The organism is Hungatella effluvii (assembly GCF_003201875.1).
Lineage (GTDB): Bacteria > Bacillota > Clostridia > Lachnospirales > Lachnospiraceae > Hungatella > Hungatella effluvii.
The window spans coordinates 740235-752693 of sequence record NZ_QJKD01000001.1 but is presented as its reverse complement, the minus strand read 5'-3'; the positions used below and the strand labels follow the sequence as shown (position 1 = coordinate 752693).

Here is a 12459-nt window from a genome sequence, read left to right as displayed (position 1 = left end):
ATCATAGCAGTTACAACAAAAAGGAGGTATTTCAAAAATGAAAAAGAGAAGACTTATGGCGGCGGCAATGGCGGCAGTAATGCTTACCGGCACACTGGCGGGCTGTTCCGCAAAGAGCGAGACAAGCGGCACAGAGGCGGCAAAAGGGGAGTCTGGCGCCAGCCAGGCCCAGACAGAGGAAACGCTGGAAGACAGCCTCGTGAGCAAGGAACCAAAAGAATTTACCGTATTTTTAAATTTCAATAACATGCCGTTCGACTCGAACTGGCAGGTATGGCAGGAAGCTGCGAAGAGAACGAATATCAGTCTGAAGGGAACCATTTCCCTTTCCAATTCCAACGAAGAAGAGGCGTTTAACCTGATGATGAGCTCCGGCAATCTGGCCGATATCATCGGCTACGTAGACGCTTCCTCCCTGGAGAAGCTGGGACGCGACGGCGGAATGATTCCGTTAAACGATCTGATCAAGGAACATGCGCCGAATATCCAGAAGGTGCTGGACGAGGACGCCAGATTCCGCCAGACGGCATACTCTCTGGACGGCAATATCTACCAGATTCCGAAAAATCAGGAGCTCAAGGCTGCCGAGTTCTGGTGGATCAGACAGGACTGGCTGGATAAATTAAACTTAAAGGCGCCGACCACCGTCGATGAACTCCACGATGTGCTGTATGCGTTCCGCAACGAGGATCCCAACGGAAACGGATTAAAGGACGAGATTCCGCTGTTCGACCGCGCCGGCTGGAAGCAGCCGGATGAGTATCTGTATCTTTGGGATACCAGCCTTGAATTCTATCCGAGAGACGGAAAGATGAAATACGAACCGCTGGAAGAGAACTTCAAGACAGGCGTTTCCAACATGATCAAATGGTACCAGGAAGGACTGATTGATCCTGAAATCTTCACAAGAGGCGCTTCCTCCAGAGATACCCTGCTGGGCGGCGATCTCGGCGGCTGTACCCATGACTGGGTGAGTACGGCAAACTATAACTCCACGCTTCAGGAGACCATTCCAGGCTTCCAGATGGCAGCCATCGCACCGCCTGCGGATCAGAACGGTGTTGTAAAGGAACGTGTATCCAGATATCCGGGTGTGGGCTGGGGAATTTCCTCCCAGTGCAAGGATCCTGTAACCGTGATTAAATTTATGGATTACTTCTTCACAGAAGAAGGAAGCGACTTAATGAACTGGGGAATCGAGGGAGATACCTTTACAAGAGATGCGGATGGCAGCAAACACTTTACCGACACGGTACTTCAGTCCGAACTGACACCAATTGGATATCTTCGTTCCATCGGCGCCCAGTACCGGATCGGCATGTGCCAGGATGGAGACTACGAGTATGCGACCATGAAGGAAGACGGAATCGAGGCGAATAAGCTGTACAATGGCCATGATGAGTGGTTTGACGATTCTCTTCCGCCTTACCTGGATGGAAAAATGGCGTTAAAGTATACCTCTGATGATGAGACCGAGTATAAGAACATTATGGCAAGCATCAAGCCTTATGTCGATGAAAAGTTCCAGTCCTGGATTCTCGGTGTCAATGATTTCGATTCTGAGTATGATACCTTTATCAAAGAATTGAAGGCCAGAGGCATCGACCGCGCGCTGGAAATCAATCAGAAAGCATATGATACTTTCCTGGGAGAAGACCGTTAGATGAAAAAGAAAAACCTGTTATACATCTTCGCCGACCAATGGCGCGCCCAGGCCATTGGGGCGGCGGGAGAGGACCATGTGAGTACGCCTCATATGGACCGTTTTGCCGGGGAGAGCATAGCGTTTGACCACGCAGTCAGCACGTACCCGCTGTGCTCGCCCCACCGGGCGTCTCTGCTGACGGGAAAATATCCGTACTGCTGCGGAATGTGGACCAACTGTAAGATTGGCCTGGATGAGACCGTCATGTTAAAGCCGCAGGAGGTAACCATTTCCGATGTCCTTCATGAAAATGGTTACGAGACTGCCTATGTGGGCAAATACCATCTCGACGCGAGCGAGATGAACTTTCACGAGAATCCGGAATCCGGTGCGGTGAACTGGGATGCCTTCACTCCTCCGGGAGAACGGCGTCATCACTTTGATTACTGGTATTCCTACGGAGCGATGGATAAACATCTGTCGCCCCATTACTGGAAGGATGAACCGAAAAAGGAAGAGGGCGCCAAATGGTCTCCGGAGCATGAGACGGATATTGCGCTGGATTATCTGGACGGCCGGAATAAGGAAAAGCCATTCTGCCTGTTCCTTTCCTGGAATCCGCCCCATCCTCCCTATGATCTGCTTCCGGAAAAATATGCGGACCGTTACCGGGGAAAAGAACTTGTATTCCGTGGAAACGTCCCGGAAGAACTGAGAACCGATGAGGCGTTCCGGAAGAAGTTCGGAGAGTACTACGGAGCCATAGAAGGACTGGATGATAATTTTGGCCGGATCATGGAGTATCTGGACCGGGAAGGCCTGACAGAGGACACGATCGTAGTGCTGTCGGCCGATCACGGGGACTGTATGGGTTCTCATGGCCTGATGGGAAAGAACATCTGGTACGACGAGTCCATCAGGATTCCTCTCTATATCAGGGGGCCACAGGTTGTAAAGGGGCACAGCGACGCCCTGATCGCCAGCCAGGACCACATGCCAACACTTCTGGAACTGCTGGAGGTGGCCGTTCCAGATACGGTTCAGGGAAAAAGCTTTGCGTCCCTGGCCCGTGGGGCCTCCATGAAAGAGGAACCGGAACACGCTTTTCTCTGTATGATACCGGGCATGCCTGAACTGGTGGAAGAGTACCGGAAGCTGGGATTAAACAACAAGGCGTTCGGCTGGCGCGGAATCAGAACGAAGGATATCACCTATGTCGTTGATAACGGGACATCTCCGTCTGAAACGCAGAGACGGCTGTTTTACGATAATAAGAAAGATCCCCTGCAGTTAAATCCTGTCGAACTGGATCAGCAGGACGCCATAGCGGAAACTTATGACGCGGTAATAAGATCCTATTTAAGGAAAACGAGAGACCCGTTTCTTCTGTAAAAGAGGAGCGGTGAGAGAGGAGACAGAATATGGCGCAGACGATGAAACGAATCCGTCAGTATCCGGGAACGGATGCGGAGAAAAGAAAGAAGTACATGGACGCAGCCACGGAGATCGTCCGGTCCAACCTGCCGGAATTCACGGAATTTTTTGAGAGTTCCAACAGCGAGGGCGGCTTTTATCTGCTGACAGAAAACGTAGAATGGACAACCGGATTCTGGACCGGCGTGATCTGGCTGGCTTATGAATATACAGGGGAGGCCTGCTTTAAGGAGGCGGCGGAATCTCAGGTCGAAAGCTTCCTGAAACGAATCCGGGAGAAAATCGATGTAAATCACCATGATATGGGATTTCTCTACAGCCTTTCCTGTGTGGCAGCTTATAAGCTGACCGGCAGCAGCCATGCCAGAGAAGCAGCACTTTTAGCTGCGGATCATCTGGCCGGCCGCTACCGGGAGAATGGCCGCTTTATCCAGGCCTGGGGCAACGTCAACGAACCGTCGGAATACCGTCTGATCATTGACTGTCTGCTGAACCTGCCGCTGCTTTACTGGGCCAGCGAGGTTACCGGAAATCCCGATTACGCCAATAAAGCTGAAAACCATATCCGGACGGCGATGAAGTGTGTGATGAGACCGGACTGCTCCACCTACCACACGTATTTTATCAATACCGTGACCGGAAAACCGGACCACGGCGTTACCCATCAGGGAAACCGTGACGGCTCCGCCTGGGCCAGGGGCCAGGCTTGGGGAGTATACGGCATTGCCTTGAGCTATCGGTACTTAAAAATACCCGAATACCTGGATCTGTTCTGCCAGGTCACCGATTATTTTATCGCCCATCTGCCGGAAGATCTGGTTCCATACTGGGATTTTGATTTCGATACGGGAAGCACGGAACCACGTGATTCCTCGGCTTCCGCCATCGCCATCTGCGGAATTCTGGAGATGAGCAGCTATCTGGATAAAGCGAAAGCGGAGAAGTATTTAACAGCCGCAGACAAGATGCTCTGTGCCCTGATGGATCACTGTGCCAACACGGATAAGACCCGTTCCAACGGCCTTTTACTCCACGGAACGTACGCGCGCGATTCCGCGTACAATACGTGTATAAACAGGGGAGTGGACGAATGCAGCACCTGGGGCGACTACTTTTATATGGAGGCGCTGACCAGGAGAATGAAAGACTGGAAGCCTTACTGGTAGGGGCAGCTGCGCGGCTGAAGCATCGAAGCGTGAAAATGGCTCCGATATGCCGAATGGATTTTTATAGATTTGATACTGGAAGAGGGGGGACGGCAGCATGATGCTATTGTTTCCCCTTTTTTTATTCCCGCGGGCAACGAGTCAAATGAACACGCTGGCGCGTCCATTTGGCGACTGCCGCGAGGGTCAAAAACCCCGCCGCTCGCGGTGATGCAAATTCGTTGCCCCGTTGCTAGCGGCGTTTTTTTACTGGTGATGATCCTGTTAGAGGATGTTAAATTGCTTATATAATTGTTCCCGATAGGTAGTATCCCTGACGGCGCGTTTTAAATCGTCAGTACGTTTTTGATCTAAGAGAAGTTCGGTGAGAGCGGCCATTTTACGTTCGCCCTGTTCAATATTCTCCCTGTCTCTCTGCAGCAATGTCATATATTCCGCCTCCATTTCTTTACTCTGCTTAACTTTAAGGACTCTCTGATGTATCTTTTTAACCAGTGAACTTTTAGCCTGCTGGGCGAAGACGTCGGTGGTGTTTTCTATGTAGGTCAGAAATTCTTTCATCTCTTCGTCTATGTCGTCAATGGTCCCCTTTGTATTAAGAAACAGTTTTGTTGTCTCATCTCCCAGAAGCAGTCCGGGACTCTCGAGGCAGGTGTTCTGAAAGGTGTAGATGTGTCGGCCTTCTGTAAATGGATCAAAGGTACAGATGAAAATAATGTAGCTCCGTCGCAGGCTGGTATAGGGCTCGCCCTTAGAAATCGCATCCAGGTCGATATTTCCCTGGTAATAACGGCTGCGTTTGGGAAGCTGTCCGCGTTTTCCTCGCTGCATCTCACAATTATAGATGGTGCCGGCATCATCATTGACATAAATGTCAAGCCTCACGCCCTTACTGTCCAGCAGTAATTCGATGGTTTTCTGCTGTTCCGGAAGGACGATCTTTTTAATGGAGATGTTCAGGAGCTTCTCCAGTACAATGCGGCAGATCTCTTCATCGCTCATGACTCTGGAAAACAGGAAATCATCTTCCAGATTCAGGTACTCAATTCGTTTTTCCATTTGTACGTCTCCTTTTATTTTATCATAAACACAGAGATCATGAAAGACTAAACTATCAGTCTGTTCGCTGCGGAGTTTTTGACTGTAACAGTTCACTCCCCACCAGGGGCACCGCAGTCCAGTTCGGCCGGGCAGGCGTCCTCAGCCTTTCCAGTTCCAGTTTCGGGCATAAGAAGTTCTAAACGTGCAGAATTTTTCTAAAAACCAGGTAAAATTCCCAAACTCGCTGCGCTCAGACAAGTGGGAATTTCACCTGAACGAAAAATTTTGCGCGTTAAGAACTTCTAATACCCTGCAAAGTCACAGGAAAGGCTGAGGACGCCTGCCCGGCCGAACTGGACTGCGGTGCCCCTGATGGGGAGTGAACTGTTACTTTTGACTTACAAGTTCGCTTAAAGGGAGGAAGCGGGAAAAAAGCCGGTGTGGCCTGCGGAATTGGAGGTTTCACGGATTAGATTATTGTCCTTTAAATAGGTGATGATGCGGCTGGCGGCACGGGATGAGATCTGAAGTTTCTCACACAAAAGCCTGTTCAGCCATTTACCGCCCAGCATCATGTCGCTGTTCTTTCTGACGGAATACCAGGCAGAAATCTCGGTCAGAGCACGGTCTGTCCAGAATTCCGGGTTCTTTCGCTGGGGATCAATTTCAAAGAGGGTAAGCAGATCGCATTTGAAATGGCAGAATCGGGAAATATCCTGATAATGGGAGGTGTGATCATCGATGCAGAATAGGTGGATGTGCTTTCCTTTATAAGTGAGGCGGCTCATGATGGGAATCATATCGCTGTCGGAAGTGAGGAAGACGAAGGTATCGATTTCGGGAGAACGGTAGTAGATTTCAAGGGCATCCACGGAAAGTTCAATGTCGGAGGCGTTCTTCCGGTACTCTTCTTCCAGACCATTGCCATAGACGTTCTTAATCTGTACCCGCATTTCCTGGAGATGTTTTAAGGATACGCCTACCTGGTCATAATCGGCATAGGCCCGCAGGGTTCTGATCTTGTTAATGGAATAGATTCGCTCCATCAGCGAAAAGACGCAGTATTCAGGCGCTTCGGGATTGACACCGTATTCCTTCAGACTGTAATAGATGTTGTCAAAGTCGACAAAAATGCCTACATTTTCAGACGTAGAATTGCATTGCTCCATACATGTTTTCAACATAGCTTCGTTCATAGGGATTCTCCTTCAGATGTGGTATTAGACCGTTTAAGAAAACGGAAGATGAATAGATATGCCAGAATATGGCTGATAGAATTAGAATACCAGAGGACGGGGACAATTGCAAGGATATTCTTCAGGAAATCATAAAGCTAAGCGGTGAACCCTGACTCATGAAACATCCCATTCCCGCATACATTATCTTGAAAACCTGGACAGATAGCAAAGAGGAAAAGACATGCCGGATTATGGGATAGCGTTTGCCGGAGGGGGAACCAGAGGGGCGGCCCATGTGGGAGTCCTGCTGGCGCTGGAGGAGGAAGGACTGCTGCCGGACATCGCAGCCGGAACCAGCGCAGGCGGAATTGTGGCTGGAATCTATGGGGCGGGAGTGGACCTTGGGATGATGAAGGAAGTGGTGCAGTGGATGTCACGGCACGGAAAGAGATTTCTTGATCCGGACATTATCGGAATTATCAAACTTTTACCGCAGTTTTTTACCGGACAGGAGGTATCGCTTACAGGACTGCTTAAGGGAAACAGACTGATGCACTTTCTGTGTCAGCTGACAGAGGGGGCCGCTATCGAAGAGTTAACACGCAAGGTACTGATCCCGGCCGTAGACTTGAAAAGCGGAGATACCATTGCATTTACGAACCTGATGGAAGGCGGAATTACCGATGCCGCCCGGCGCCAGGAGAACGTGAGATGGGAGAGAAAAGGACAGCTCTGTGAAATTATGATGGCCAGCGCTTCCGTGCCTGCCGTTTTTCAGCCCCGGAGAATAAACGGTTACTGTATGGTAGACGGGGGAGTTACGAATAATCTTCCTGTTGACCTGCTGATGGCCGCCGGTGTGAAGCGGGTGCTCGCAGTGGACATCGGCGCAGACTATAAGACTCCCCATGATACGTCCATTCTGGAAATTGCCTCCCATTCTTTTTCTATTATGAGCAGAGAGTTAAAGGAATGCAGGTCCAGCGGAGAAATCTTTCTGCTGAAGCCAGAGCTAAAAACGGGGGCCGGCCTTCTGACCTTTGAATATATGGAAAGCTGTATGGAGGAAGGATACCACTATACGAAAAGGTGGATGAAGCTGATTAAACATGCACTGGAGAGCCGATAGATCATCCGTTATAAAAACAGTGCAACAGCACAGTAAACAAGTAAGAGCGCCATAACCAGATTGACAGCCTTTGTATGTCTGGAGAAAAAATTACAGAAGACAGCCCCGAACAATGCCCATACGAAGGAACCGGAGGCACCGATAAGCGACAACAGTACGGCGAATCCTGCCAGTGCTCCTATTGAGTGAAAGACAGGAAGAATATAGAGTGACATCGTGGTAATTGCATAAATATATATTTTAGGATTGACAAACTGCAGGATCATGCCCGAGAAGAAACCGGTTTCGTCTTTTCTGTCGGTATCTAAATCGGCAGTACTTCGAAAAACCTTCCATGCAAGATACAGCATATAGGCTCCTCCTGCAATCTGCATGACAAGCTTTACTTTGGGCAGCAGGGAGTAAAGCGCAGCACTGAAAATGGTACAGACAGCCATGACGACCGAGAAGCCTGCAAGGATGCCGAAATTAAAACGGAGGCTCCTTCGAAAACCGAGCCGTACGGCGTTGCTCATAGACAATAGATTATTAGCCCCAGGCGTATAAGCGGTAATGAAACAGTAAATCAGAAAATCATATAAACGGAACATATGAAACCTCCTTATTCTTTGAACATTCATTTTCTCTTTACAAATCGCGGAATGAACTATATAATAATATAAGATGAAAAATATATTGCACATGTACGATATAATAATATAATAAGTGCGATATAATGTCAATGGAAAGGAGGAGTTTTTATGGACCCAATGAACACGATTGTTGCTAAAAATATTAAACGGCTTCGTGAAGAGAATAAGCTTAGTATGGAAGAACTTTCTAAACTGAGCGGTGTGAGCAAGAGTATGCTTGCCCAGATTGAACGGGAGGAAGGTAATCCCACGCTGTCTACATTATGGAAGATTTCAAATGGCATGAAGGTTCCGTTTGACGCCCTTACCGTGCGCCCCGAACGTGCATATGAGATAGTCAGGACTTCAGAAGTACAGCCTCTTTTGGAAGATAGTGGAAAGGTTAAAAACTATTCCATTTTTCCGGATGATGAGAATCGCAGATTTGCAGTTTATTATCTGGAACTGGATGAAGACAGCTATTGGGAATCAGATCCGCATCTGAAGGGGACAACAGAGTTTATTACTGTATTTGAAGGAAGGATTGCCATTTATGTGGAGGGGCAGACTTTTTCGGTCGTAAAAGGAGAAAGCATACGGTTTCAGGCAGACAATCCGCATTCATACAGAAATACAGGGACTGAGAAAGCGGTTTTGCATATGATTCTTTATAATCCTTAAGCAGTTTGATCGCTGTGCGGGAAATAAATGGATAAAAACGGAGCAGACATGGATGCCTGCTCCGTTTGACTGTATTAATATTCTGCTGTTTTTGGGAAATAAACTGATATTTCCATTCCGTTTTATTTCCCGTTCTTTTTCTCCAGCTCCTGCATCTTCATGGCACGGACCTTTAATGGGAGGCCAAATAAGGTGATGAAGCCGTCGGCGTCGTGATGATCATATAAGTCGCCGGTAGTAAAGGACGCGAGAGACTCACTGTATAAGGAGTATGGGCTTGTGGTGCCGGCCTTAATAATGTTGCCCTTGTAAAGCTTGAATTTCACTTCGCCGGTTACGTACTGCTGCGTGGATTCCACGAAAGCCTGCACTGCCTCACGGAGAGGAGTGAACCATTTTCCTTCATATACGATCTGAGCAAATTTGTTGCCCATGTCTTTTTTGACTTCCATGGTGGCGCGGTCTAACACCAGCTCTTCCAGCTGCTGATGAGCTTCCATCAGGATTGTTCCGCCGGGAGTCTCATAGACGCCGCGGGACTTCATGCCTACTACACGGTTTTCTACGATATCAACGATGCCGATGCCGTGCTTGCCGCCCAGTTCATTTAATTTCCGGATGATATCGGAAACCTTCATTGCTTCGCCGTTTACGCTGACCGGTACCCCTTTTTCAAAGGTCATGGTAACGTATTCGCCTTCATTCGGAGCCTTCTCGGGAGAAACGCCGAGAACCAGTAAATGATCGTAATTCGGTTCATTGGCCGGGTCTTCCAGTTCCAGACCTTCATGGCTGATATGCCATAAGTTCCTGTCACGGCTGTAGCTGTTGTCTGCGGAGAACGGAAGGTCGATACCGTGCTGCCTGCAGTATTCAATCTCGTCTTCACGGGACTGCATGGTCCATACATCGGTCATACGCCATGGAGCGATAATCTTTAAATCAGGAGCCAGAGCCTTGATGCCCAGTTCGAAACGGATCTGGTCGTTTCCTTTTCCGGTAGCGCCGTGGCAGATGGCGGTAGCGCCTTCCTTGCGGGCGATTTCAACCAGCCTCTTGGCGATGGCCGGACGAGCCATGGAGGTGCCCAGTAAATATTTATTCTCATATATGGAATTGGCCTGAACGCATGGAACGATGTAGTTGTCGCAGAAATCATCAACTAAATCTTCTATGTATAATTTGGAAGCGCCGGATAATTTGGCTCTTTCCTCAAGGCCCTCCAGCTCGTTGCCCTGACCGCAGTCGATGCAGCAGCAGACAACTTCATAATCAAAATTTTCCTTTAACCACGGAATAATAGCAGTCGTGTCGAGTCCGCCTGAATAGGCTAAAATAACTTTCTCTTTCATATTAAGATTCCTCCTTGTTATGAGCACTTAGCGCCTGTCTTGTAGACGCTTACGTGCGATACATGTCACTGGCACTTAGCGAGGTATTTTCGAGCTTAGTGCAGTGACAAATATAGATCGTGAACATTTCCTGAAAGCCTTACGGATCTGTTTCCTGGCTTCCTGAACTTTCATAAATATACACCATTATTATGGAAAATGCAAGCATAAAATAAAAAATATCAAAAAAAACTTGCATAATATGCATTTACAATGTATAATTATGAACTATCATCACCGGAGAAAACAGATCATCGGGTGAGGCTGTATAAAAAAGAATGCAGAAAACAGAAAAAGGTACTTTTATTTCGAGAGGAAAGTTACTATAATCAAGGCAGGGCAAATCAGGGCAGGGTAATATAGAAAGCCGGCAAATCAATACGGTAATACCGATAAAAGAGGAGAATAATTATGATTAAAGCAGGAATCATGGGAGCAACCGGATACGCAGGCGGTGAGCTTGCAAGGCTGCTTTTGCAGAGAGACGATGTGGAAATTACATGGTATGGATCCAAAAGCTATGTGGACCAGAAATACGCGTCGGTATTTAAAAATATGGTGCAGTTTGTAGATGACGCGTGTATGGATGATAATATGGAAGCGCTGGCAGAACAGGCCGATGTCATTTTCACGGCCACGCCCCAGGGATTCTGTGCGTCTCTCATGAATGAAGCGGTATTATCAAAAGCTAAGGTGATTGATTTAAGCGCCGACTACCGGATCAAGGATGTGGCGGTGTATGAGAAATGGTATAATATAGAACATAAGACACCGGAATATATTCAGGAAGCGGTATACGGACTTCCGGAAATCAACAGGGAAAAGATCAAAGGCGCCCGTCTGATTGCCAATCCGGGCTGTTATCCCACCTGCTCCTTCCTGTCGGTCTATCCGCTGGTGAAGGAGGGACTGATCGATCCGAATACGGTGATTATCGATGCAAAGTCGGGAACCTCCGGCGCGGGGCGCGGGGCCAAGGTCGATAACCTGTACTGCGAGGTTAATGAGAGCATTAAGGCCTACGGTGTCGGCGTTCACCGCCACACGCCGGAGATCGAGGAACAGCTTTCGCTTGCGGCAGGAAAGCCTGTGACCATCAGCTTTACACCGCATCTCGTTCCCATGAACCGGGGCATTCTCGTGACGGCTTACGGGACGCTGCTTAAGAGCGTTACATATGAAGAGGTAAAGGCCATTTACGATAAATATTACGAGAACGAGTATTTCGTGAGAGTGCTCAGCCGCGACGAGGCGCCTCAGACGAAATGGGTGGAAGGAAGCAACTTTGTGGATGTGAACTTCAAGATTGATCCGAGAACAAACCGCGTGGTCATGATGGGAGCCATGGATAATCTGGTGAAGGGAGCCGCAGGACAGGCGATTCAGAATATGAACATCATGTTTGGCCTTCCGGAGAATCAGGGGCTTAAGCTGGTTCCCATGTTTCCGTAACGGTTGTGGGAGTACTCGCTGCGAATATGGGAGGAAAGAGTAAGGGAAGAGCGTATGACAATCAGGACAATGACGATAGACGACTACGACCAGGTCTGGCATTTATGGTCTGAAATCAAAGGCTTTGGAATCAGGACGTTAGATGACTCCAGAGAAGGCGTGGAGAAGTTTTTAAAGAGAAATCCATCTACCAGCGTGGTGGCGGAAGATGGCGGAATGGTGATTGGAGCGATCCTCTGCGGCCATGACGGGCGGAGAGGCTGTATGTACCATGTCTGTGTAGCTGAAAAATACAGAAAACACGGAATCGGCCATCAGATGGCGCTGGCGGCCATGGAGGCGCTGAAGGCGGAAGGAATCAACAAGGTGAGCCTGATTGCATTTAAATCCAATACAATCGGAAACAAATTCTGGAGAAAAGTCGGATGGACGTTCCGGGAAGACTTGAATTACTATGATTTCACATTGAATGAAGAAAATATTACCAGATTCATTGAGTAACAGGAGTGCTCATGAGACGTTGCCATTCACGGCCCCGCCTGCCCTGCACTGTCCGGTCTGGCCCTGCCGGCTGACGCGGCCTTTCCGGTTCCGGTTTCGGGGATAAGCACTTCTAAACGTGCAGAATTTTTCTAAAAACCAGGGGAAATCCCCAAACTCGCTGGCGCTCAAACAGGTGGGGATTTCCCCTGAACGAAAAACTCTGCGCGTTAAGAATTGCTAATCCCCTG

General features: G+C 48.6%; 11 protein-coding genes. 7 read left to right on the top strand and 4 right to left on the bottom strand.

The genetic code is table 11. The features are described 5' to 3' along the window. Nucleotides 1–37 precede the first annotated feature (37 nt). Genes DFR60_RS03190 through DFR60_RS03180 form a run of 3 tightly spaced genes read left to right on the top strand, consistent with a single transcriptional unit; the run spans nt 38 to nt 4245 of the window. Nucleotides 38–1663 carry an extracellular solute-binding protein gene (locus DFR60_RS03190; RefSeq protein WP_110321583.1) on the top strand — a complete coding sequence of 542 codons (1626 nt, stop codon included), beginning with the start codon at nt 38–40 and terminating at the stop codon, nt 1661–1663. Then, nucleotides 1664–3037 carry a sulfatase family protein gene (locus DFR60_RS03185; RefSeq protein ID WP_110321582.1) on the top strand — a complete coding sequence of 458 codons (1374 nt, stop codon included), beginning with the start codon at nt 1664–1666 and terminating at the stop codon, nt 3035–3037. A 29-nt stretch (nt 3038–3066) separates the two neighbouring features. After that, complete coding sequence (locus DFR60_RS03180) at nt 3067–4245, top strand: glycoside hydrolase family 88 protein (RefSeq protein WP_110321581.1); 1179 nt, start codon at nt 3067–3069, stop codon at nt 4243–4245. A 264-nt stretch (nt 4246–4509) separates the two neighbouring features. Here the strand turns inward: DFR60_RS03180 and DFR60_RS03175 are convergent, their stop codons facing one another. Next, nucleotides 4510–5304, bottom strand: a complete 795-nt coding sequence (locus DFR60_RS03175; protein WP_110321580.1) for an Rpn family recombination-promoting nuclease/putative transposase — start codon at nt 5302–5304, stop codon at nt 4510–4512. Between the two features lie 392 nt (nt 5305–5696). After that, nucleotides 5697–6482 (bottom strand): NYN domain-containing protein, encoded by a 786-nt coding sequence (locus tag DFR60_RS03170; protein ID WP_025531749.1) that lies wholly within the window; start codon nt 6480–6482, stop codon nt 5697–5699. Between the two features lie 223 nt (nt 6483–6705). Between DFR60_RS03170 and DFR60_RS03165 the strand changes: the two genes are divergently transcribed. Then, a complete protein-coding gene (locus tag DFR60_RS03165) occupies nt 6706–7593 on the top strand; it encodes a patatin-like phospholipase family protein (protein WP_110321579.1) in 888 nt (295 codons plus the stop codon). An 8-nt stretch (nt 7594–7601) separates the two neighbouring features. Here DFR60_RS03165 and DFR60_RS03160 read toward each other — a convergent pair whose 3' ends face one another. Further along, nucleotides 7602–8183, bottom strand: a complete 582-nt coding sequence (locus DFR60_RS03160) for a LysE family transporter (RefSeq protein ID WP_110321578.1) — start codon at nt 8181–8183, stop codon at nt 7602–7604. A 150-nt stretch (nt 8184–8333) separates the two neighbouring features. Between DFR60_RS03160 and DFR60_RS03155 the strand changes: the two genes are divergently transcribed. Continuing rightward, nucleotides 8334–8885 (top strand): helix-turn-helix domain-containing protein, encoded by a 552-nt coding sequence (locus tag DFR60_RS03155; protein ID WP_110321577.1) that lies wholly within the window; start codon nt 8334–8336, stop codon nt 8883–8885. A gap of 122 nt (nt 8886–9007) precedes the next feature. Here DFR60_RS03155 and DFR60_RS03150 read toward each other — a convergent pair whose 3' ends face one another. Continuing rightward, nucleotides 9008–10237, bottom strand: a complete 1230-nt coding sequence (locus DFR60_RS03150) for an argininosuccinate synthase (RefSeq protein WP_110321576.1) — start codon at nt 10235–10237, stop codon at nt 9008–9010. Between the two features lie 450 nt (nt 10238–10687). On the opposite strand from DFR60_RS03150, the gene argC reads away from it, so the two are divergent. Then, nucleotides 10688–11728, top strand: coding sequence for an N-acetyl-gamma-glutamyl-phosphate reductase (gene argC / locus DFR60_RS03145; protein WP_110321575.1), 1041 nt, complete (start codon nt 10688–10690; stop codon nt 11726–11728). 54 nt (nt 11729–11782) lie between these two features. After that, nucleotides 11783–12229: a GNAT family N-acetyltransferase gene (locus DFR60_RS03140; protein ID WP_110321574.1), complete on the top strand. Its 447-nt coding sequence runs from the start codon at nt 11783–11785 to the stop codon at nt 12227–12229. Nucleotides 12230–12459: the final 230 nt, after the last annotated feature.

Coding starts and splice junctions, on each gene's coding strand:
- DFR60_RS03140 (WP_110321574.1), top strand. CDS start 11,783: ATGACAATCAGGACAATGACGATAGACGACTACGACCAGGTCTGGCAT.
- DFR60_RS03175 (WP_110321580.1), bottom strand. CDS start 5,304: ATGGAAAAACGAATTGAGTACCTGAATCTGGAAGATGATTTCCTGTTT.
- DFR60_RS03180 (WP_110321581.1), top strand. CDS start 3,067: ATGGCGCAGACGATGAAACGAATCCGTCAGTATCCGGGAACGGATGCG.
- DFR60_RS03150 (WP_110321576.1), bottom strand. CDS start 10,237: ATGAAAGAGAAAGTTATTTTAGCCTATTCAGGCGGACTCGACACGACT.
- DFR60_RS03155 (WP_110321577.1), top strand. CDS start 8,334: ATGGACCCAATGAACACGATTGTTGCTAAAAATATTAAACGGCTTCGT.
- DFR60_RS03185 (WP_110321582.1), top strand. CDS start 1,664: ATGAAAAAGAAAAACCTGTTATACATCTTCGCCGACCAATGGCGCGCC.
- argC (WP_110321575.1), top strand. CDS start 10,688: ATGATTAAAGCAGGAATCATGGGAGCAACCGGATACGCAGGCGGTGAG.
- DFR60_RS03160 (WP_110321578.1), bottom strand. CDS start 8,183: ATGTTCCGTTTATATGATTTTCTGATTTACTGTTTCATTACCGCTTAT.
- DFR60_RS03190 (WP_110321583.1), top strand. CDS start 38: ATGAAAAAGAGAAGACTTATGGCGGCGGCAATGGCGGCAGTAATGCTT.
- DFR60_RS03170 (WP_025531749.1), bottom strand. CDS start 6,482: ATGAACGAAGCTATGTTGAAAACATGTATGGAGCAATGCAATTCTACG.
- DFR60_RS03165 (WP_110321579.1), top strand. CDS start 6,706: ATGCCGGATTATGGGATAGCGTTTGCCGGAGGGGGAACCAGAGGGGCG.